17 protein-coding genes, 1 pseudogene and 1 riboswitch are annotated in these 20,964 nt (G+C 66.6%); of the genes and pseudogenes, 13 read left to right on the top strand and 5 right to left on the bottom strand.

Features of this window, described 5'->3' with window-relative positions:
- Positions 1–80 precede the first annotated feature (80 nt).
- Positions 81–440 (bottom strand): hypothetical protein, encoded by a 360-nt coding sequence (locus J2Z30_RS46860; RefSeq protein WP_044572113.1) that lies wholly within the window; start codon positions 438–440, stop codon positions 81–83.
- A gap of 570 nt (positions 441–1,010) precedes the next feature.
- Between J2Z30_RS46860 and J2Z30_RS46865 the strand changes: the two genes are divergently transcribed.
- The 4 genes from J2Z30_RS46865 to J2Z30_RS46880 all read left to right on the top strand — a co-directional run bounded on the left by J2Z30_RS46865 (position 1,011) and on the right by J2Z30_RS46880 (position 6,271).
- Entirely contained in the window at positions 1,011–1,781 is a 771-nt protein-coding gene (locus J2Z30_RS46865) for a DUF6227 family protein (protein WP_044572111.1), read from the top strand.
- Positions 1,782–2,077: 296 nt separating this feature from the next.
- Positions 2,078–3,469, top strand: coding sequence for a PP2C family protein-serine/threonine phosphatase (locus tag J2Z30_RS46870; RefSeq protein WP_052701442.1), 1,392 nt, complete (start codon positions 2,078–2,080; stop codon positions 3,467–3,469).
- A gap of 318 nt (positions 3,470–3,787) precedes the next feature.
- Positions 3,788–3,923: riboswitch (cyclic di-AMP (ydaO/yuaA leader) on the top strand.
- A gap of 11 nt (positions 3,924–3,934) precedes the next feature.
- The gene (locus J2Z30_RS46875) at positions 3,935–5,188 is read left to right on the top strand and encodes a M23 family metallopeptidase (RefSeq protein WP_044572109.1); all 1,254 of its coding nucleotides are present in this window, start codon (positions 3,935–3,937) and stop codon (positions 5,186–5,188) included.
- A 138-nt stretch (positions 5,189–5,326) separates the two neighbouring features.
- Positions 5,327–6,271: an aldo/keto reductase gene (locus tag J2Z30_RS46880; protein WP_044572107.1), complete on the top strand. Its 945-nt coding sequence runs from the start codon at positions 5,327–5,329 to the stop codon at positions 6,269–6,271.
- A gap of 166 nt (positions 6,272–6,437) precedes the next feature.
- Here the strand turns inward: J2Z30_RS46880 and J2Z30_RS46885 are convergent, their stop codons facing one another.
- The 4 genes from J2Z30_RS46885 to J2Z30_RS46900 form a co-directional block, all read right to left on the bottom strand.
- The gene (locus tag J2Z30_RS46885; RefSeq protein ID WP_044581623.1) at positions 6,438–6,737 is read right to left on the bottom strand and encodes a hypothetical protein; all 300 of its coding nucleotides are present in this window, start codon (positions 6,735–6,737) and stop codon (positions 6,438–6,440) included.
- A 74-nt stretch (positions 6,738–6,811) separates the two neighbouring features.
- Positions 6,812–7,120, bottom strand: a complete 309-nt coding sequence (locus tag J2Z30_RS46890) for a hypothetical protein (RefSeq protein WP_044572104.1) — start codon at positions 7,118–7,120, stop codon at positions 6,812–6,814.
- A 102-nt stretch (positions 7,121–7,222) separates the two neighbouring features.
- Positions 7,223–7,432, bottom strand: a complete 210-nt coding sequence (locus J2Z30_RS46895; protein WP_044572102.1) for a DUF397 domain-containing protein — start codon at positions 7,430–7,432, stop codon at positions 7,223–7,225.
- The gene (locus tag J2Z30_RS46900; RefSeq protein WP_044572100.1) at positions 7,432–8,277 is read right to left on the bottom strand and encodes a helix-turn-helix domain-containing protein; all 846 of its coding nucleotides are present in this window, start codon (positions 8,275–8,277) and stop codon (positions 7,432–7,434) included. Before J2Z30_RS46900 ends, J2Z30_RS46895 begins: the two co-directional genes overlap by 1 nt.
- Positions 8,278–8,497: 220 nt before the next feature.
- On the opposite strand from J2Z30_RS46900, the gene J2Z30_RS46905 reads away from it, so the two are divergent.
- The 9 genes and pseudogenes from J2Z30_RS46905 (at position 8,498) to J2Z30_RS46940 (ending at position 20,895) form a co-directional block, all read left to right on the top strand.
- A complete protein-coding gene (locus tag J2Z30_RS46905) occupies positions 8,498–9,130 on the top strand; it encodes an ATP-binding protein (RefSeq protein ID WP_052701441.1) in 633 nt (210 codons plus the stop codon).
- 217 nt (positions 9,131–9,347) lie between these two features.
- Positions 9,348–9,752, top strand: a pseudogene (locus tag J2Z30_RS50505) (transposase); the annotation flags it as partial.
- 777 nt (positions 9,753–10,529) lie between these two features.
- The gene (locus tag J2Z30_RS46910; RefSeq protein ID WP_245389275.1) at positions 10,530–10,961 is read left to right on the top strand and encodes a very short patch repair endonuclease; all 432 of its coding nucleotides are present in this window, start codon (positions 10,530–10,532) and stop codon (positions 10,959–10,961) included.
- 272 nt (positions 10,962–11,233) lie between these two features.
- Positions 11,234–13,786, top strand: a complete 2,553-nt coding sequence (locus J2Z30_RS46915; RefSeq protein ID WP_044572098.1) for a Z1 domain-containing protein — start codon at positions 11,234–11,236, stop codon at positions 13,784–13,786.
- On the top strand, positions 13,783–14,808 hold the full coding sequence (locus J2Z30_RS46920) for a PD-(D/E)XK motif protein (RefSeq protein ID WP_044572096.1): 1,026 nt from the start codon (positions 13,783–13,785) through the stop codon (positions 14,806–14,808). Before J2Z30_RS46915 ends, J2Z30_RS46920 begins: the two co-directional genes overlap by 4 nt.
- Complete coding sequence (locus J2Z30_RS46925) at positions 14,805–16,793, top strand: hypothetical protein (RefSeq protein WP_044572094.1); 1,989 nt, start codon at positions 14,805–14,807, stop codon at positions 16,791–16,793. The genes J2Z30_RS46920 and J2Z30_RS46925 overlap by 4 nt, the downstream gene beginning before the upstream one ends.
- Positions 16,790–17,686 (top strand): hypothetical protein, encoded by an 897-nt coding sequence (locus tag J2Z30_RS46930; RefSeq protein WP_209469143.1) that lies wholly within the window; start codon positions 16,790–16,792, stop codon positions 17,684–17,686. The genes J2Z30_RS46925 and J2Z30_RS46930 overlap by 4 nt, the downstream gene beginning before the upstream one ends.
- Positions 17,686–19,530, top strand: coding sequence for a DNA cytosine methyltransferase (locus J2Z30_RS51545; protein WP_308280274.1), 1,845 nt, complete (start codon positions 17,686–17,688; stop codon positions 19,528–19,530). Before J2Z30_RS46930 ends, J2Z30_RS51545 begins: the two co-directional genes overlap by 1 nt.
- Positions 19,531–19,539: 9 nt before the next feature.
- Entirely contained in the window at positions 19,540–20,895 is a 1,356-nt protein-coding gene (locus J2Z30_RS46940; RefSeq protein WP_078956750.1) for a DNA cytosine methyltransferase, read from the top strand.
- The last annotated feature ends 69 nt before the right edge of the window (positions 20,896–20,964 follow it).

The raw sequence follows: 20,964 nt of genomic DNA on the forward strand, positions 1-20,964 counted from the left end.
GCTTCCAGGGCCGCGATTCCCAACGGGGGGATGCCTCACAGTGTTACCGCGGGCGGGAACACCATGAAAGGGTCAGCGACTCAGTGGCGGGTGACGCTGTCATCGTCGACGGCGATGTTCGCGCAGTTGGAGCCAATGTTGGTGTCGCCCGTCGGGGCCAGGCCGCCCGTGATGACCGTGGTGCCGGTGGCCGTGTCGCATTCGTTGGCCTGGACGACCGAACCACCGGTGTTGGTGAAGTTGATGCAGTCCGAGCCGAGGTTGACGTCGCCGGTGGGAGCGGCGGCGCCCGTGTTGGTGGTGGTGCCGGTGGCCGTTTCACAGCTGTTGAGCTGCACGATGAAGTCGTCGTTGGCGTTGGCCAGGGCACCGCCCGCGCCACCGATGACCAGAGCGCCGGCGGCCGCGGTAAGGAGAACTGCCTTCTTGCCGATGTTCACTTGATTCCTCCGTCTGGGTTGCTCCGCGAATTCACGGACGCATGACACAACGAAGCTCATCAGTTAAGGCTTCGGGCCGCCAGTCAGCTTCACCCGTCCGGCATAGTGCGGTTCTTGCGCGGCGTGTTATCGGAGAATCCCGCTAAGGGGGACCAATGCGACGACCATTTGGCCCAGCAGAATCTGAATCCCCGTTATGCGAAGAGGGCCGGACGGCTCTCGGGCAGCGGTGGGGCAGGGGCGAGGCGGAGGGACGGGAGCGGCGCGAACGCTCGACGGCCGGACGCTGGCGGGGTGGTGACGGGGCGGTGGAGCTCCGATGGCCGCGTGGCGGCCGGGAGACGGCCTCGCGCCGACCGACCGGGCCGCCCCGACCCCGCCCCGGGACTTGTTCGACCGGTCGGACGAGTGATACATCCAGGCTCTACGACGCAGGAGTGAGTGAGGCACAGTCACACCGACAGCTTCGCGGAACCGCAGCGCGGCGCGTGTTCACGCCGCTACGCTAAGTGCGCGAAGTGGTCGCCCGGGGGGCGCGGCGAATCAACGCCGGGAGGCGGGAGGAGAGACATGGGGCACTCACGAAGGGAAGGGACCCCTTCCGAGCTGATGGACGGGCTGCTCGCCCGTGCGCAGAACGGCTTCGAGATCGGCGAGCCGGTGCTGGCCCAGGCGCGGAGCGCCCTGATGCACCAGTCCGAGCTGCGGTCCTGTCGGCAGTGCAATGAGCGGTGCGGCCAGCTCGGGTACAGCACCTATCGGCACGTCTTCCTGCTCCCCGACGGCAGCAGCCTGCTGCTGTGGGAACTGGAACACAACACGGGCGAGGGCGGCCGCCCGCTGTACGAGCTCTACGCGGACGAGGACGCCCTGTCGCTGGCCGAGCGCCGCGTCCATGAGCGCCTCGGCGGCGCCCGCTGGGAGGAGCTCGACGGGTTACCGCTGTGGCTCCCGGACCAGCTGCTGCACACGGCCGAGCCGGTGGAGAGCTCCCGTGCGTATGTGGCCGACAATTCGGCCGACCACGCCCGTCGCGTCCTGCGCCGCGCGGAGAACCCCGACCGTCCGGACGAGGAGACCGAGCGGCTGCTGGCCACCGCGTTCGCCCATGACATCGCCCTCGCGCCCAAGCCCCGGCGCCGCTCCGGCGGTCCGGACGCGACCTGGTGCCGCTTCTATGAGCACGCCTTTCTCCTCGCCGGAGGGGACGAGATCGTGCTGTGGGAGCTGGAGCACAATCTGACCCGGGACGGTCGGCTGGTGTGCGAGGTGTACCTCGACGAGGTCTCGGCGGAGCTCGCGGCGGACCGCCACGCCCGCGCGCTGGGCGTCGATCTCTGACGTACGCGGGGCCTCCTGGCGTACGCGGGATCTGCTGACGTACGCGGGATCTGCTGACGTACGCGGTATCTGACGCTTCGTAGCCCCCGGTCGCGGCCTTGACGCGTCCACACCCCCCGCTGCACGGGGGAGTGGCGAGACGTCCTCATACGGCGCCCAGCACCCGCTTGGCCGACACCGGCTCGCCTGGCGGCCCGTCAGCCGGAAGCCTGGTGACGACGGTGGCGCCGTGACGACGGTGGCGCCGTGCCGCTGTGACGGCGGCGGGCCGCGGACCAGGGAAGCGAGAGAAGCCGGTGCGGGTGCGAGGGAGCAGGGCTCGTACGGGCGCCCGTACGGAGGGCGGTACGGCGGGCGGTACGGAGCGGCGTACGGCCTGGCCCCGGCTGAGCCGCCCGCTCGCCCGCCGTCCCACCACCCGCCTCCGTACGCTCATCGACACCGGTGCCGCGGCCGGTGCCGCCGCCGACGCGTCCGCCGGTTCGTCCATTCCGGGGCCCGCTCCGGCCGAGGAGAGCGGTAAGGAGCCCCCGGGCCGCCGTATGGCCCGCTGGGTGCCCGCCATCCTCGTCCTCGGCGGCATCGCCTTCGACCTGGCCGCCCCGCCCGGCTACACGGCCTCGCCCTTCTTCGCCGCCGCCCCCTTGGTCGCCGCGGCGCTCTTACCGCTGCGTCAGACCCTCGTCATGGCCGTCGTCGCGGTCCTCGTCACCTGTCTGCTGGCGGAGTTGCACGGGGTAAGGGACCCGACCCAGGCGGCCACCGAGATCATCACGGTGGCGACCGTGACCGTGCTGGCGGTGGTGATCAACCGCGTCGTACGCCGCAGTTACCACCGGCTCGCCTCGGCGCGCGGTGTCGCGGAGGCGGCCCAGCGCGCCGTCCTGCCCGCGCCGCCCGCCCGGCTCGCCGGGCTGGAGATCGCCGCGCGTTACGTACCGGCGGAGAAGTACGCGGCGATCGGCGGTGACCTGTACGCGGTCCAGGACACTCCGCACGGTGTACGGCTGACCGTCGGGGACGTTCGCGGCAAGGGGCTGGGGGCCGTGGAGGTCGTGGCGATCCTCCTGGGCTGCTTCCGGGAGGCGGCGGAGCAGGAGACGACGCTGGAGGCGCTCGTGGGCCGCCTGGAGCGGGCGCTGCAGCGCGAGGGCGCCCGGCGGGCCGACCTGGAGGTGGTCGAGGGGTTCACGACGGCCGTGGTGGCCGAAATTCCGCGCGGTGACTCCACCCTGCGGCTGATCAACCGCGGCCATCCGGCGCCGCTGCTCCTGGAGGAGGGCGGCGCGGTGCGCGCCCTGGAGCCGGAGACGTCGGCGCTGCCGGTGGGGATGGGGGAGTTGGCGGGTTGGCCGGACCGGGTGATGGAGCTGGCCTTCGCGGAGGGCGAGACGCTGCTGCTGTTCACGGACGGGGTGACGGAGGCCCGGGACCGCCATGGCGAGTTCTATGACCCGGAGGAGCGGCTGCGCGGCCGCCGCTTCGACGGTCCGCAGGAGCTGCTGGATGCCTTGGTGGCCGATGTCGAGCGCCATACGGGTGGCGGGACGCCGGACGACATGGCGCTGCTGGCGGTCCGTCGGACACCGGCCCGCGGCAACGGGCGGGACAACGGGCGCGGCAACGGGCGCGGCAACGGGCGCGGCAACGGTGAAGGGACCGACAGGGCGAACCCCACGCCGTCGTAGCCGACCGACCGACCGACCGACCAACCGCACCGCACCGCGCCGCACCGCACACCGTGCGTAACCGACCGAGCCCCCTCCGCATAACAATTGACGCACGATCGATCCGTATGCGGTTTTGCCAACTCTTGCCCAGTACGTCGACTCGCCCCTATCTGTCCCTTCTTGAGCGCTAAGTTCATGCCAAAGGTGCGCGGATTCCTCTGAACAGCTTGGAATCACATCGCGCTCTCTATTAACGTTCGATAACGCAGCGCGGTCGTCACAACCGTCGCAAGGGCGGCACCGTGCGCCGTCGCCGAATCCCGTACGCACAGCGGCAGTACCGCACCACCAGCAGCACCAAGGGAACCGGGGAACCAACAACCTTGGGGTGAATCGGGTCGAACCTGACCCGTAGGAGACCTTCCTGCTCCGAACCCGTCAGCTAACCCGGTAGGCGAGAAGGAAGGAAAGGAGTGCGCCTCCGTGGCGTCCAACAGGTCTGTCCTGGACGAGGCTCCGTATCGCACACGGGGAGGCGGTTTGGGGACCGCCACCGCCTACGGCCCCGGCTTCGACGCCGGCGGCAGGATGAGCTCAGGGGGCGGCCGATTCGCCCCCGACGACCCTTACGCGTTCGCGCCCGACGACCCGTACGCGTTCGCCCCGGACGACCGCTATGCGGATGAGGGCGCCTCCGAGGGCCCGGGTGCCGGATTCGAGGCCGAGACCTGGGAGGAGTGGAACCCCACCGAGGAGTCCATCGCTCCCGTACGCGGTCGGCACCGCGTGGCCAGGCAGCGGGGCGGAACCATGGCGCGCAGCGGCGCCGTCCTCGGGGTCGGCGTGATCGCGGCGGTCGGTGCGGGCGGTATGGCCAGCGCCAAGGACCGTCCCGCGCTCCCCATCTCCATGCCGGACCTCGGCCATGTCGCCGATGAGGTCAAGGCCGGCCTGCCCGCCGCCAAGGACCTGCCGGGCATCGGCTCCTGGGCGTCGGACGACAGCAGTGGCGCGCAGACCGCCGCCGCCCCGCTCTCCCAGGCCGGTCTGACCAGCGAGGACGAGCAGCGCGGCACCACCGACGCGGGCGAGGCGCTCCGCGCCCGCATCCTCCAGCAGGCCGAGAACCAGCAGAACGCGGCGGACGAGGACAGCCGCACCGCCGCCGCGAAGGCCGCCGCCAAGGACGCCAGGGCCGCCGCGGACAAGGCCGCCGACCAGGCCGCGGAGGCGGCCGCCAAGCGGAAGGCCAAGGCCGAGGCGGAGAAGAAGGCCGCCGAGCAGCGGGCGAAGGAGGCGGCCGAGAAGAAGGCCGCGGCCGAGCGCCAGGCCAGGCTCGCCGCCGCGTACACCCTCCCCGTCGGCTCGTACACCCTGACCGCCGGCTTCGGCCAGGCGGGCGACATGTGGTCGGCCGACCACACCGGCCAGGACTTCGCCGCCCCGACCGGCACCCCGGTCAAGGCGGTGCACGGCGGCACCATCACCCAGGCGGGCTGGGCCGGTTCGTACGGCTACCGCATCGTGCTGACCCTGAGCGACGGCACCGAGCTCTGGTTCTGCCACCTGTCCTCGATGGTGGTCACCTCCGGCAAGGTGTCGGCGGGTGACGTCATCGCCCGCGTCGGCGCCACCGGCAATGTGACCGGCCCGCACCTCCACCTCGAGGTCCGGCCGGGCGGCGGCTCGCCGATCGACCCGATGCCCTGGCTGCGCCAGCACGGGCTTAACCCCTGATACCCCGGCGGCCCTGGCGCTCTCTCCCCCCTTGACGCCAGGGCCGTCGGCTTTAGGCCCCTTACGCCCGACCTTCAGGAACACATGCGGGAACAACAGGCCGGAACAACCCCGTCCAGCCAACCGTTGTAGAGACGTATGTCTGACAACACACAGAAGATCGGTGACCTGTCCGTCTTCCCGCTCTCCCTCGGCGGGAACGTCTTCGGCTGGACCGCGAACGAGGCCGAGTCCTTCCGGGTGCTCGACGCCTATGTGGCGGCGGGCGGCGACTTCGTCGACACCGCCGATGTCTACTCCGCCTGGGTACCGGGCAATGAGGGCGGCGAGTCCGAGACCGTCCTCGGCAACTGGTTCGCCTCCCGTGGCAACCGCTCCGACATCGTCCTCGCCACCAAGGTGGGCGCCGGCTCCCCGGAGCCGCGCGGGCTGACCTCTTCCGCCATCAAATCGGGCGTCGAGGAATCCCTCCAGCGGCTGCGCACCGACTACATCGACCTCTACTACACCCACTACGACGACCCGTCGGTGCCGGTGGAGGAGATCATCACCACCCTGGACGAGCTGGTCAGGGAGGGCAAGGTCCGCGAGATCGCCGCGTCCAACGTCGGCGCGGACCGTCTGGAGGCCCAGCTGGCCTTCTCCACCCGGGAGAACCTGGCCCGCTACGTCGCCCTCCAGCCGCACTACAACCTGGTCTCGCGCGACACCTTCGAGGGCGAGCTGTCCGAGGTCGCCGCCCGCCACGACCTGGCGACGATCCCGTACTACTCCTTGGCGTCCGGCTTCCTCACCGGCAAGTACCGACCCGGAACGGCCGTCGACAGTCCCCGCTCCACGGGCGCGGCCAAGCACCTGGAGACCGAGCGCGGCCAGAAGGTCCTCGCCGCCCTGGACGACGTCGCCGCCAACCACCGCACCGAGCCCGCCACGGTCGCCCTGGCCTGGCTCCTCGCCCAGCCCACAGTCGTGGCCCCCCTGGCCAGCGCCAGCTCCGTCGACCAGCTCCCTGCCCTCCTGGCCTCGGTCGACCTCAAGCTGACCCAGCCGGAACTGGACCTGCTGACGTCGGCGTCGGACTGACCGGAAGACGGGGCGGGACGGGCGCCAACCGCCCGGCGGGCGGTAGGACGGCGGGCGGGCGATATTGGAGCCCCGCCCGCCTGAGCCACCCGCGCGTACGCGAACCGCGACGCACGACCCAGGATCCCTTACTGCCGTCGGACGCGTTACTGCCGATCGGCGAGGTCTACCGCCGATCGGCGAGGGCCCAGGACGCGAGGGCGACGCCACCGGCGACGGCGAAGACGGACGGCCAGGCCCCGACCTTCTTCGCCAGCGGATGCGACCCGGCGAACGCGGCGATGTATGCCGCACTGAGCGCGGCGGCAGTCCCGTTCCCCGCCTTCTCCCGCCACCCCCGAGCGGCCACCGCCCCCGCAGCGGCCAGGGCAACCCCACCCAAGGGCCGCCTCTTGGTCCACCGAGCCACGCCATACCCCCCGACCAACCCACCCGCAGCCACAACCCCCGCCGGCACACCAGCCATCCCCATACCTCCCACTCGAAGGATCTCCTGGCCCCGACCCTACGCAGCAGACACGAGGAACCGTCGCCGGCCCGTCAGCCTTCCTCCACGAGCCCCGCATTCAAGGCCCGCGTCCAGAGCCGGTCCTGCCATTCGTTGGCGTCCGGCGCGGGCTTGACGGTGAGGACGGGGTTCGGGCCCGTCTCGATGAGGTGCAGCAGCGTCCAGGCGACGCCATGGCAATCGTCCGGACCGAAGCAGTCGGCCAGCGCCCTGGCCTCCTGGGCCGTGACCGGTCTGGAGATCGCATCAAGCTGCTCGACGCGCCTGTCGATCTCTTCCCCACTCGCCCCCACATCGGGAAGCGGCCCATCGGCAACGAATACCCGCACCTCGGTTCTCATCCCCGAATGATCGTCCGCAGCCACTGCCCTGGGCAAGACGCCTCGGCAAGGCGAGCATGCCGACGCACGGATAAAGCAGTCAGGCCTCCGTCAACGCGGACCTCACCCCAACTGCCCATCCCGCACGGCCGCCACGAAGTCCGCCCACGCCCGGCGCGAGACCCCGATCACGGGCCCGCCCGGATCCTTGGAGTCCCGCACGGCGGACGATCCCGGCCGGAAGGCGACCTCGACGCATTCGGTGTTGCCGGCACCACTGTAGGAGGACTTGAACCAGCCGCCGTCTCCGTCGGATATGCAGGGCTCGCGCATCAGATCTCCTCACGGACGCGTTCGATGAGGGCGGAGGACGAAGCCATGTCCAGCGCCTGAGCGCGAAGGTAGTCGAACGCGACCCGGTAGCGCTCCAGTTCCTCGTCCTTCTCCATGAAGAGCGAGCCGACGTGGATGTCGACGTACACGACGTCCAGCGAGGGCTCGGCACCCCCGAGAATCACGAAACTCCCCATGGCCGCTGAGTGGGCGCCCTTGGCGAATGGCAGCACCTGAAGCGTGATGTCGGGCGACTCGTTGGCGCGCAACAAGTGACCCAGTTGCTCCCGCATCACCTCACGCGAACCGACCACGCGCCGGATCACGGACTCGTCGAGGATGGCCCACAGGCGTGGTGGCTTCGGTCGGCTCAGAACCTCCTGCCGCTTCATCCGAAGGTCGACGAGGCGCGCGATCTCCTCCGCGGACAGCCTCATCTCCGACGCGTGCTGCACCGCTTCCGCATAGCCGCGAGTCTGCAGCAGCCCCGGCACGTACAGACAGGCGAAGTGATCCTCTCGGACTGCCTCGTCCTCCAACGTGAAGAGCAGGTTCATGCTCTCCGGCAGAGAATCCGCGAAGGAGGTCCACCACCCCTGCCGCTTCGCGTCCTTGGCAAGGCCGACCACGGCCTTCCGCTCAGCCTCGCTCGCTCCGTACTCACGGCACAGCGCGTCCACGATGGGCCACTTCACAGGCCCTTCCTGCGTCTCGTACCGGCTGACGGTCGCCTTCGAAACCCCGACAAGCCGACCCGCCTCCTCCAGGGTCATCCCCTTGCGGGCCCGGAACTTGCGCATCATGACGCCGAGCTGTCGTCGACGAGTAGTGGCCCGCGCTGGCATGACGGCTACCTCTCCCTCCGAGCTGGCCACGACGGGACCAGCGGCAACAAGGTTATGGGCGGCTGAAGTTGCCACACCACCGGATTCACCCTTCCGAGAATTCGTGAGAAGTTACATAGAGAGACTTCTCAATGCCATACTCGCATCAGCCAGACTACGCAGCGCGGTCGTACGGACACGGCTGGGCACAGCGCTGACGTAGCGCCCAAGGAGTGTGGCCATGTACCGCTACTCAGTCACCGAACCCCACCCTCGCCGCTGCATCCTCCCCTTCACCGCCGAGCCGCTCCAGCTGGCCGGCCTGCGCCGAGCGGTAAGAGCAGAACTCGCGGCCTGGGGGATGCAGACTCTCGTCGAGGAAGCCCAACTGATCACCACCGAGCTGGCGTCGAATGTGATCAAGCACGTCGGCCAGGGCTCCGTGGCCACGCTCGTCCTCGATGCCAGCACGGACCAGCTCCGCGTGGAGCTGCACGACAAGAGCGACAAGGAGCCTCATCGTCTCAACCCGACGTGCGACGAGGAATCCGGCCGCGGGCTGCAGCTCCTCGCGGCCCTGACTCCCTCCTGGGGCACGATCCGCACGGTGGCCGGCAAAGCGGTCTGGTGCGAGCTGCCGCTGGCCCCGGACGAAACCCGCCGCCGCATCCAGCGCGCGACGACCGTAATGGAGACCTACGGCCTCGCGGTCGGCAGCCCGACCACGAGGCTCACCCACCGCCCGGTTCTGGAAGAGTCGGCGACCAGCTTGATCCTGGACCTGCTGCACTGGCTGGCGGCACAGGGCCTCGACCCCGACGACATCCTCGACCGAGCCCAGATCCACTTCGAATCCGGGCGAGAGGTCGCCTGACGATGTCATGGTTGGCTCCGCGAGTACGGCTGCTCAGCCAGCTGCTGACCGCCCTCAGCGCTGCAGGAGTGCGCCGCGCGGCTGGCTGCAGACTGCGGGTGATGCTCCACATGCCGAGGCACTTAGGAGCCCTTGCGGAGTGATCTTCGTGTGACACGGTGGAACGGTAGGTGATCTCGTTGCTGGGGGGTGAGGACGGCTCAGCCGAAGCCGTGAGATCAGTGATGAGCTGTGGGTGGTGATCGAGGTTCTCCTGTACAGGCATGAACGCCGCCACCAACACCCGGGCCGTAAGCGAATCGATGACCGCAAGATCCTGCAGGGGCTCATGTTCGTCTCTACACGGGCATCCAGCGGGATTCCCTGCTGCAGGAGTTGGGGTTCGGTTCGGAGCCGACGGGCTGGCGGCGGCCGGCTGAGCGGCAGGCAGTCGGTTTCTGGGATGGGCTCCAGCGGGTTCTGCTGGAGCGGTTGCGGGCGGCGGATCGGCTGGACTTCTGCCGTGCCACGGGCGATGACTTTTTCTACAGGATAATCGGGGCGAGGCCGCCTAAAAGTAGACCTGAGTCCGGCTGACCGCGCACGGCCGGGCTCGAAACTGGTCTGGGCGGGTGGGACACCCGGTGGAGGTGCTGGCTGCAGCGCTCGGGACGGTGCAGGTTGCCCGAGCGTGTTTCTGGAGTCGCGGGGGCCGAGACCGGGCGGTCGCCGGGGCGAGGTGGCCTCGATTGCGCGGGAGGCCAAGTGACCTGCTGCGACGATGAACTCCGCTCCGAGTATTGGCCCCATGTTCTGCCAGGAACTCGATGATGGCGGTCTGGAGGTGGGTGCGGAAGGGTTCGCGGATCTGCTGGTCGATGTGCTTGATCCGCTCGTTCAGGGCCAGGAGTTGGCTGGCGAGGCGGCTGCGACGCCCTGGACTGGCAGCGTGGTGTGCTGTGCGTCGGCGGCCTGTAGAGCCGCGGTGGTCCCTGTGTCGGGGCTGTGCACGCCTCGGGCGGTTCAGTACAGGCGGTGGGCCGGGCCTGGTCGGGCGGCAGATGGCTGTCGGGGTCTGATAGCCGCTGTTCAACGCACGCATCACCACATAGAACACGATCTTAGTGCGGTTTACCGGCGCGAGATTGTCAGTGACATGCTCATGGCTGCCTCGCACTCGGAGTGCGGCTTCGATTTCTGCCGCCTGCTCCACAATGAAGGTCCAAGCCACAGACCTGGGCCGTGTTTCTTGTCCGGCCTCCCCTGCCCGTTGCACGGACTCGACCCCAAACGGCGCCCCGGCTAACGACGACGAGTTAGTGGGCACGGGCTGGTCGTGCCAGGTCAGTCATGGCGTGCGTGTTGCCTGATCATGCACAGTGCGTCGCATTACCTTGACACCCTGGTGGAGAATGGTCCTATGTCCCCGACCGCATCATCACTGGCGGTTGCCGCGCGCATGAGCCGTCAAGCCTCCCGTGACACGTCGCAGGAGTTGGCCGTTCGCCGATTGCTGCACGGCGACGGTCTGCGCTACCGGCTGCACGTTCCCGTTCCGGGGATGCCCCGTCGGACCGTAGACATCATGTTCAGCAAGTTGAAGATTGCAGTATTCCTGGATGGCTGCTTCTGGCACGGCTGCCCGGATCACGCTACAAGCCCGCGCGCGAACGCCGAATGGTGGCGCTCCAAGCTCGACCGGAACATGGAGCGGGATCGAGAGACGACGGACCAGCTGCACTCGATGGGCTGGACGGTCTTGAGGTTTTGGGAACACGAGTCGGCCGAGGAGGTCGCGCGCCGGATCAGCGCCACAGTGGTGTACAGGCGGTCGTCCCCGGGCGGGTCCTGACCCGAGATGCGGGCACCTGGGCTTCTCTCTTCCCGATTCCTGTCGGGTCCGCCGGACAGGTGCGCGTTCGCCGGCTCCGCGACCATCGGCTCGTGAGTTTCGGTCCAGATCTTGACTTGCGCATTAGGGGTCGTGCCACACAAAAATTAGTAGGTTGTAGGGCGGCATACCGGTGTGAGCCGCAGAGCGTGTTGCTCATGGAGCAATCCACGGAGGCGGCGGGGCCTGCGGTCCACCGGTCCAGCGAACGAGGGTGGGGGACGGGTGACTCGATGACCGACGAATTCGACAATATGTACGAGACGTTCCAGGCGCTCTTGGACGCGTTTCCCCCCTCAGAGTCGGTCAAGCGTCTTGAGCAACTCGGAATCAGTGCAAGGGTCATCCAGCGAATCCGGGAGCGGCACGAGCAGCGAACCGTCCGCATCAAGGAGCTTGAGGAACCTCACGCGATAGTTTTGGGTAACCGCGACACCTGGTACACCGGTCCGCAGGCCAGGGACAAGTGCTGGCCGGCCATCGTGGGCCTGCTCCGCAAGGACGGCTGGCCGCAAGAACCTGCGATCAGGTCCCTCGATGATTCCTCCACTCGGGTCGTCTCGTTGCTGAACCATCCCAAGGAGAAAGCATTCTCCACGCGGGGCCTTGTCGTTGGATACGTGCAGTCCGGCAAGACGACAAACTTCACCTCGGTCATGGCCAAGGCGGCTGACCGCGGCTACAAGCTGTTCATTGTCCTGGCTGGTATCCACAACGGCCTTCGGCGCCAGACCCAGGATCGACTGGTGCAGCAGCTCGTGGAGTCGAATCCGGCGATGTGGTCACAGCTGACCGGCCTCGACAAGGACTTCACGCCACAGGAAAACCCTGCCTCGTACTTCGGGAAGAACAACAAGACGCACGTGCTATGCGTGGTGAAGAAGAATGCCACGGTATTGCGGAAACTGTCCCGGTGGCTCGAGAAGGCGTCGGACTACCTAGAGGACTGCCCGGCGCTGATCGTCGATGACGAGGCCGACCAGGCCACCGTGGCAACGAAGTCGATCAACCCTCTGATCTTGAACATCATGAGCTGCCTACCGAAGTCAGCCTACGTGGGGTATACGGCCTCGCCGTTCGCCAACCTGCTGATCGACCCGAGTGCCGAGGATCTCTATCCCAAAGACTTCGTCGTCAACCTGCCCAAGCCCGAAGGACACTTCGGTACCGAGGTCCTCTTTGGGCGCTATGCGCTGGACGGAGAGGACCCGGAACAGGTCGACGACGGATACGACATGATCCGGTCCATCCCCGAAGACGATGTGTCCTGCGTACGCCCCGAGACCAGGGCCGACATCGACGGCTTTCAGCCCGTTGTCACTGGGGCTCTCCGCAGGGCAGTTGAGTACTTCTGGCTGGTCACGGCCGCCCGGCGGGTACGCGGTACTGGTAATCCGCACAGCACCATGCTGATTCATACCAGCGTGAACACCGCGGTGCACAACAGTTTCAGGAGTCCCTTGGAGTATCTGCGCAACCGGTCAGCGCGCTCCCTCGCGGACGCCGACTTCTTGTCCCGGCTGCGTGGCCTGTGGGAGCAGGAGGCCGACCGCGTTCCGGCCGAGGACTTCGGCGAGACGAGAGTGCCATTCGAGAAGTTGGTGCTGGAGCTGCCGGGAGTTCTCGACAGCTGCCGTGTCATCATGGACAACTCCAGCAGTGAGGACCGCCTCGACTACGAGAACGGTCCGGTCGTGGCAATCGCCGTGGGCGGCAATACTCTCTCCCGGGGACTGACGCTCGAAGGCTTGTCAGTGAGCTACTTCGTCCGCGCGGTTTCGGCGTACGACACTCTATTGCAGATGGGGCGTTGGTTCGGCTTCCGGAACGGCTACGCCGACCTGCCTCGAATCTGGATGACGGACGAACTGGCCGAGTGGTTCCGTCACCTCGCCACGGTCGAAACCGAGATGCGGCGCGACATCGACATTTACATGACCGAGGACGAGACACCTCTCTCCTTCGCCGTCCGGCTGCGTACGCACCCGGCACTGCGCGTGACCGCAGCGGCCAAGATGCGCGATGCTGTCACGGCGGCGTCGTCCTACGGCGGCAAGCGAGTGCAGACCCATTACTTCCACACGAACGCCGACTGGCTGCGTGGGAACATCGGCGCCGCACGCACTCTGGTTGCCGCTTGTGTCGCCAACGCGGTGAGGACGGAGGAACGCTCGGAAGAGGGCCGGTACATCTTCCGTGGCATACCTCACGACATCGTGACCGACTTCCTCTCGATGTACAGGTTCCACGAGAAGTCCCCGGAGAACGACGCCGACCTGATCACCGACTACATCCGAAAACGCGTCGCCACGGCTGGCTCGCTGGGCCGGTGGAACGCCGCCATCGTGGGCAACCCCAAAGGTGATGGCTTCACCTTCACCCCGGATGTGACCGTTGGGCGCAACATCCGCGCCCGTCTTGCCGTCACCAATCCTGCCCCGGACTTCGCCGACATCAAGACGCTGATGAGTCGCCGCGACGCCGCGGTGGACCTTACGGGCGATACGTCCAAGTTGACCGAGAAGGGCATCATGGAGCGGCGCCGCATCGAACTCCCGGACACCGGCCTGCTGGTCCTCTACCCGATCGACAGGGTGTCCGCGCCGAGCCCGTCGAAGAAGCTGCGTGCACCGTTGAACGCAGAGGAGCACGTCATTGGCGTCGGCCTTGTCTTTCCCAAGCCGAGGGACGGGGACAGCGCGGTGGAGAAGTACATCTCCGCCAATCTGAGCAATGTCCGGATCGAGGACGAGGACTACAGCCTCCTCGACAGCGAGGACGCATGAATGACGATGCCCTCCGCAGGCTCGTCGAGGAGTCCTGGACGGCGCTCGAGGCCGAGCAGGTCACCGGTGCGCGCCGCCTTCGGGTTTCGCAGCTGCCTGTCGTTGTCGACCACGGTCCGTTGGCGGTGGCAGTCGACCACGACGGGCACCGCCATGTCCTCGTGCCGACCCACGCCCACAGCAAGGTCCGATCCGGGCCGGACGGGCCGGTACTCCGGTTGCGCAAGCGCGCGCTGGAGGACGAGGAGACCTACCAGACCTACGCCGACCTGGCCTGCTTGCAGAAGGACTTCAGTGATCTGTTCACGGAACTGTGCGTTGACGTATTGGGTGCTGCCGAAGAGTTGCCCGAGCATCCCGTCAAGGCGCTCTATCGTGTCCTCGACCGCTGGAAGGCCCTCTTCCGGACGCAGGGAATGCCACTGGATCCCGAGCAGCTCGCCGGACTGTTCGGTGAGCTGACGGTGCTCAATCGACTTCTCGAGAGGGACTCGAGCGCCCACCGGGTGTGGCGCGGCCCTGAAGGACACCGTCACGACTACTCGACCGGGACCACTGCTGTTGAGGTCAAATCGAGTACTGCCGACGAAGGGCGGAGGCCGCGCATCCACGGACTTGACCAACTCGAGGCGCCGGAGGGCGGGACGCTCTGTCTGGTCTGGTTCCGCCTGCAGAGCACCGGAGCGAATGGACCTGGCATTGCGTTCGTGGAGTTGGTGGAGCGGACACTTCAGCTGTGCGACGACGAGGGGGCGCTCCTCGCACTACTCGCACGGGCCGGATACCGTCCCGCTGATGGTGACCGCTATCGCGATGTGCGATTCGTGATCGGCGAGGAGAGGTGGTACCGAGTCGACCCCGGATTTCCTGGACTGTCGGGCCGGGCACTCACCGCGGCCGGTGTGCCGGTGTCGGTAATGGACGTCGAATACACAATTGACCTATCCGGTGAGACGCCCTCTCCCCTGACGCCTTGCCAGGTGTCCCAGGTGATCCACAGCCTGATCCAGGAGTCCGTATGACGGAGCCCCGCTGGCTCTCCCAGCCCTATCCGCCGGAAGGCGCGAGTGCCGCGGAGGGTATTCGCAACCAGCTCGGACGTCCGGAACTCGACTTGCTCACCATCTTGGTGCGCGAGTCGGCCCAGAACAGCTGGGACGCCCGTCTCATGACGTCCGCTCTGCCGGTCGACTACCGCATCGACATGTGGACGGTCGGACCGGCCCACGCCGCAGCATGGCGGGAGCTTCTGCTCCGGGGCGCACCCGCCCGCGCGGAGAACTTCCCACTTCGCGAGAGTCTCAGGCAGAACTCGGTGCGGGTCCTGGCAGTCTCCGACCGCAATACCCGCGGACTCGGAGGTCCCACCCGTGCTGATGACGCCGTGGGCTCGGAGCACGACTTTGTCTCCTTCGTCCGAAACATCGGCGAACCGCGCGACACCGCGCTGGGTGGTGGCACGTACGGCTTCGGGAAAGGCATTTTCTACCTGTTGTCCAGGCCCGGAACCGTGGTGCTGCATACACGCTGCCGCACCTCTCGGGGAGGTTATGAGACGCGACTCATCGGCTGCACGCTGTGGAAGAGCTACGTCACCACTGAGGAGCAGGGAGATCGTCGCTACACAGGGCGGCACTGGTGGGGTGATACATCAGGAGAGGTTGTCGAGCCCTTGGTCGGCCAAGAGGCTGAGGCAGCGGCTCATCGGCTGGGCCTCAAACCTTTCGGCATCGAGGAGACCGGCACGACCGTCGTCGTCATTGATCCGCACCTGGACGACCTCGAGCCGTCCGAGGCGGCCGACTACTTGGCCGAAACCGTTGCCTGGCACCTCTGGCCAAAGATGATCTCCATCGGAGACAAACCGCCTGCCATGAGCTTCTCCGTCACCTGCCACGGCGTCCCACAGCCCGTGCCGGATCCCCGGGAGACCCGCCCTCTCAACATGTTTGTTGCCGCCTTCGAGGCGATGACCGGTCCCGAGGGCAGCGACCTGGAGTGCATGAAGCCCAAGCGTCATTTGGGGCGCCTCGGACTGGTGAAGCGGATCACGCCACCTCTGGAGCCGACTCGTGCATCCCGCATGCTCGACATTGAGGACCTCGTCCACCATGTCTGCCTGATGCGGCCCGCGGAACTCGTCGTCACCTATCACCCCGGACCGAAGCCCCCGAGCGCCAATCAGGGCTACGCAGGGGCCTTTCGGGCCGACGAGACGATGGACGAGACCTACGCCAGGGCCGAACCACCCACGCACGATGCCTGGAACCCACAGTCGCTCGAAAGGCCCGAGAGCACCTTCGTGCAGACGACGTTTCGTCGTATCGCCGAGGCGCTCGACCGTCTGCTCTCTCTCGGCGGCGTCGCCCGCCCCGGAGCGAGCAACGTCGCGCTGGGTGCTGCCAGTTCGCTCTTCTCCGGGTTGGTGGGTGGGGCCTGGGGCATCGGCGGAGCCACCGCTTACTCCAAGCCGGGCAGCACTGCAATACGCTCCTCGAAGCAGAATGAGAGTACGGCCCTACCGACCTCGGACCGGCCCGTTCGGTCAGCAGCACGGTCGGGTACGGATCGGCCTGCCCTCGACGACACGGGCGGTCAAGCGACATTCAGCGCCGATCGCCGCACGTTCGCCGACGCGACGGACAACGGTGGAGCCGGCGTTCTGCGCGGTCGTCCCCGAGTGCAGTATGTCGGCGACCCCTACTACGAGGATCGTGGCAACACCTCCGTGCTCGTCCAGGAATTCCGACTGCCAGTGCCGGGACTGCAGCGGGTGCGCATCGATCTGGCCGTCACACTTCCCGGCTCCAGCGGCCGCGAAACGGATCCGCCGCTCGGGGCAACCATGCCCACGCTCATCGGATGGGAGTCCGGGGAGGATCTCCTGGATACCTCCGAGGCGTGCGTGATGGAAGGCGGCGAGCTTGTACGGCGCGCTCTCGTGCGTCCGGCCCCGGACACCATGACCGAGATCGGCATCAAGGTCGAGGCGGTGAAGACACCGTGACCCGGCGCGTTCTTCCTTATCGCATCCCGCCCGAGGACGTCGTCGTCCCCGAGGCATGGTTGCTGGTGAACGAGGCGGGCGAACTCGATATGCCCGAGGCGCTGCCCGACTGGGACTACCGGATGAACCTGCATCTGCGCAGACGCGTCAGGGTCGACTTGGACCGGGCGCGTTCAGGGTCAGGTCTTCCGGACGACGCAGCGCTAATGCTGTCGGCTGTCTGGACGGCCACCGGGTCCAACCTCGGCGGGCCGGCGCAGCATGTGCGCTTAGCCGAGGGCGGCACGCGTACCGTCGACTTCGACGTTCGACTGCGCGGTGCCGATCTGGGCGGTCTGCTGCTTCTCGACACCGCCCTCGTACTGGCCGAGCGCCGAAGCGATGCCCGACCGTCCTCGCCCCGCAGGGCCGGTTCTGTGCTGTGGAGCGATCGGGATTCGTTGCGGCTCCAGGGCGATGCGCCCCAGTTCCCGATGGCCGTGATCGACTTTGCTCGAACGTCCTTCCCCGACGAGGCAGCCTGGCACTTGCAGATCAGCGGTGGCATGGAGAGCGCCACAATGGGATCTTTGCTCCTGCTGGTCAACGAACGGAACACGATCACCACCACCGCATTCGAGAATGCAGGGAAGCCCCGCCCGGTCGACCGCATCGTGCTCTCCGCGGTGTATGCGGACGCCGCACGAGTCATGATCGAACACGCACTCAGTGTCGACGATTTCGGCGAAGACGCCGACTTCCCCGACGGCTCGCTGGGAGCCACCCTGCTGAGTCTCTTCGAGCAACTCTTTCCGGGGCAGTCGATCACTGACGTCCGGCTGCGCCAGCGGCAGTCACCCGCATTGTTCGCTTCCGATCTGCAGGCAGCGGTCAAGATCTTCGAGGTGTCGTGATGAGCTTCCTTTACCCTCGATTGCTCGCCGAACAGGCCAGACCGCTCTTCGTGGAGTACCAGCACTTGACGGCAGCTGAGTTGACCCGTCAAGTGGCCGTCGCTCATGAGTCGGCGGTGTACGTGGCCACCGGTGGTGACCGAGTCTCCGCTGCCCAGCTCCATGAACTGCGGGCAGGGGTCGTAGAACTCGCACAGCGTGCTGGTTTTCCTGACAAGTCCGACCGCGCGAGCAATGCCGACTTCGATCTTCGGCTTGCCGCTCTGCTGCACGCCGAGATGGGTATGGTGCCCGCGGAGGCAGCCTCACGGGATGTCTGGGTCTTTCTCGCGCTCGTCCTGCTCCCGGACGTCGCCTTCTGGCGCTACCCTCGGCCGCCCAAGGATCGCATCCTCGGCACGGACCTCACCCGGCACGTTTTCGGACGGTTGTGGTGGCGGGCTCAGCTGGTTCGCTCGCCCGACGACCCGGATCCGTACGCTGCCCTCGAGATCCTGGGTGAGGCGGCGTTCGACCAGATCTATGCACGACGGGCCGCGCTCGGTGGAAGCCCGCACATGGTCCGGGCCATCCTCCGGGTCTGGAAGAACCTCGACCTGACTGGGCTCAACGAACGCGAGACGCTTCGAGATTTCCTCAAGAGACTGCTCCGGCTCGCCCCGTTCGTACTCTTCGATGGCATCGAGACGGACGCGCTGGACCACGAACTGCGCGCGGTTGCCCAAGAGTCGGTGGATGCCCAACGGGTGTCAGCCTCGATTCGCAGGACCGAGAGCACGCAGACCGGGCAGGACGGACCCGTAGACAGCATCAATGGTGAAGAACGACTCCCGACCTTGCCGGAGGAAGAGTCGCCGATTCCCCGACGCGCTTCGGTCGTGCCAGCTGATTCGCGCCGTTTCACGTCAGTTGAAATATGCGCTGGTGCCGGCGCGCAGGCTCTGGGGCTCGAGAATGCCGGCTTCGATCCGGTACTACTCATCGACAGTAAGGCCGATGCCTGCTTCACGATCGACCTCAACCGGTCGGAATGGGATGTCGTCTGCATGGACGTCGTTCAATTCCACCCGCGCATGCGTCCGGAGACGCTGGGGGTTGATCTCGTCAGTGGTGGGCTCCCGCGGGTGAAATCGTCCGCCACGGTCGGTCGTGCCGAGGACTCGGAGGAACGGAGGGTGCTCAGGGCTGCGGTCGATCTGGTACGTGACATCCGACCAAAAGCCTTGCTATTGGAGAACGTCCCAGACCTCGTTGAGGTCCCGCAGTTCGATGCCGAGCGCTCATGGATCGAAGCTCAGCTTCGGAGTGCGGGCTATCGCTCGAGTTGGCGGGTCCTCAATGCCGCAGACTTTGGCGTGCCGCAGAACCGCAGCAGCGGCTTCCTGGTTGCCCTGCAGGATCCATATTTCTTCCGATTTTCTTGGCCCGAGCCGAGTGAGCTGCCGCCGCCGACCGTTGGACAGGTTCTCGGCCCTTCCATGTCCGCACACGGTTGGCCCGGCGCCGCACGCTGGGTCAAGGGCGCGGACCGCATTGCGCCCGCCCTCGTCGGAGGCTCCGACCGCAGAGGAGGGGCCGACCTTGGTCCCACCGGCAGCAAGAAGGCCTGGGCCGCGCTCGGTGTGAACGGCACCAGTCTGGGCAACGAGGTCCCAGACGCGGACTTCCCCGTAGACGGTCAACCGAAGCTGACCATCGACCAAGCGGCCAGCATCCAGGCATTCCCTCCGGATTGGCGCTTCTTCGGCGGCAAGACATCCAGGTACCGTCAGATCGGCCACGCGATGCCGCCACCGCTCGCGACGGCCGTCGGAAGCGCGATCGCGGCGGCCCTGCGAAGCTAGGATCAGCACATGCGCGCGCCCCGTCCCTACACCCCAGAGCCCGTCACAGTCGTCGACTTGTTCTCCGGCTGCGGTGGCTTCACTCAGGGATTTCACGAGTTCCGCCCCCAAAGGGTACCGGACGGCGGTCCTGTCTTCCACAGCATCGCGGCCGTCGAACACAACGCTGCTGCAGCAGCAACATACGCGGCGAATTTCGGAAGTGGCCAGCCCGACAAACACCTTCCACAGGCATGCGTCCATCTGGGCGACATTGAGCAGTGGAAACCAACACCAGCCGCGCTCCATGCGGACGTGGTGGTCGGGGGACCTCCCTGCCAAGGATTCTCTGCCTTGAATCGCGGCAAGAAGGGCAGTGAACGTAACCGCCTGTGGGAGGAATACGTTCGGATCGTTGCCGAGATCCGTCCGAAAGTGTTCGTGATCGAGAACGTCGATCGCTTTTTGAAGTCGGATGAGTTTCGTAATCTTCTGAGTCAAGTGGAAGGGGGCGGCCTGCTGCACGAATACATGCTCGTCGATCCTCCCGGACATAAAAAAACAGATACTATCGAGGATAAAAACAAGCGCTACCTGCTCAACGCGGCCGACTACGGTGCGGTTCAAGCGCGTCGGCGAGCCATCGTCATCGGTGTGCGTCGCGACATCGACAACGGTCGTGAGTTGACCTATCCTGTGTCGACGCATATTCGCCGTCCGAGAAGCGGCAGAGGTACCCTCGCTCAGCCGCTGGAAGGTGTCGATGCAGGGCGGCCCCTGTATTGGCGGGCTGTCGACAGTGTGTTCCATGAGTCCGAGCAGCTTAAAATACGGGGCACGGAACTCCCGGATGGCAAAGAATTTGTCGCCGAGGTCGATGCGTTCGTTCCTGGTATCTTCACCACCCTGGATCTCCATTTCGGCCGTACTCCAGAGGCTCTCTCCAGAGCCCGTTATCGCGCAATCCCCCTTGGTGGGAACCGGAAGGATCTGCGGGGCAAGTGGTACACGGTTGACGAGTTCGGTGAGATTTCCATTTTTGACGTTCCGAATCCTCCGAACATAAAGACAGCAGTCGAGTACCTGTCGACCGAGAGCTGGGACAATCATAATTCCGGCACCGGTGATGTAATGGGAAGGCTCCGCCTGGGTGAGCCATCCGTCACCATCCGAACTGAATTCTTCAAGCCTGAGAAGGGCCGCTACCTTCATCCGACAGTTTCGCGTCCAATCACCCATTACGAAGCGGCTCGCATTCAGGGCTTCCCGCTCGAATTTCGCTGGTGCGGATCGAAGACCGATATCGCCAAACAGATCGGCAACGCCGTGCCGATCCCACTCGGCACGGCCATCGCCTCCGCTATCCACTTCTATCTGCGCGGATAACCAACGCGGTGCGGTAAGGGCCATGCCCTTGGCCCTTGTGACAGCTCGATACACGAGCGTGCGGGCACC

It is taken from the genome of Streptomyces iranensis (assembly GCF_017874715.1).
Taxonomy (GTDB): Bacteria; Actinomycetota; Actinomycetes; order Streptomycetales; family Streptomycetaceae; genus Streptomyces; species Streptomyces iranensis.

Coding starts and splice junctions, on each gene's coding strand:
- J2Z30_RS46915 (WP_044572098.1), top strand. CDS start 11,234: ATGACCGACGAATTCGACAATATGTACGAGACGTTCCAGGCGCTCTTG.
- J2Z30_RS46910 (WP_245389275.1), top strand. CDS start 10,530: ATGTCCCCGACCGCATCATCACTGGCGGTTGCCGCGCGCATGAGCCGT.
- J2Z30_RS46900 (WP_044572100.1), bottom strand. CDS start 8,277: ATGCCAGCGCGGGCCACTACTCGTCGACGACAGCTCGGCGTCATGATG.
- J2Z30_RS46925 (WP_044572094.1), top strand. CDS start 14,805: ATGACGGAGCCCCGCTGGCTCTCCCAGCCCTATCCGCCGGAAGGCGCG.
- J2Z30_RS46880 (WP_044572107.1), top strand. CDS start 5,327: ATGTCTGACAACACACAGAAGATCGGTGACCTGTCCGTCTTCCCGCTC.
- J2Z30_RS46885 (WP_044581623.1), bottom strand. CDS start 6,737: ATGGCTGGTGTGCCGGCGGGGGTTGTGGCTGCGGGTGGGTTGGTCGGG.
- J2Z30_RS46895 (WP_044572102.1), bottom strand. CDS start 7,432: ATGCGCGAGCCCTGCATATCCGACGGAGACGGCGGCTGGTTCAAGTCC.
- J2Z30_RS51545 (WP_308280274.1), top strand. CDS start 17,686: ATGAGCTTCCTTTACCCTCGATTGCTCGCCGAACAGGCCAGACCGCTC.
- J2Z30_RS46940 (WP_078956750.1), top strand. CDS start 19,540: ATGCGCGCGCCCCGTCCCTACACCCCAGAGCCCGTCACAGTCGTCGAC.
- J2Z30_RS46920 (WP_044572096.1), top strand. CDS start 13,783: ATGAATGACGATGCCCTCCGCAGGCTCGTCGAGGAGTCCTGGACGGCG.
- J2Z30_RS46890 (WP_044572104.1), bottom strand. CDS start 7,120: ATGAGAACCGAGGTGCGGGTATTCGTTGCCGATGGGCCGCTTCCCGAT.
- J2Z30_RS46905 (WP_052701441.1), top strand. CDS start 8,498: ATGTACCGCTACTCAGTCACCGAACCCCACCCTCGCCGCTGCATCCTC.
- J2Z30_RS46865 (WP_044572111.1), top strand. CDS start 1,011: ATGGGGCACTCACGAAGGGAAGGGACCCCTTCCGAGCTGATGGACGGG.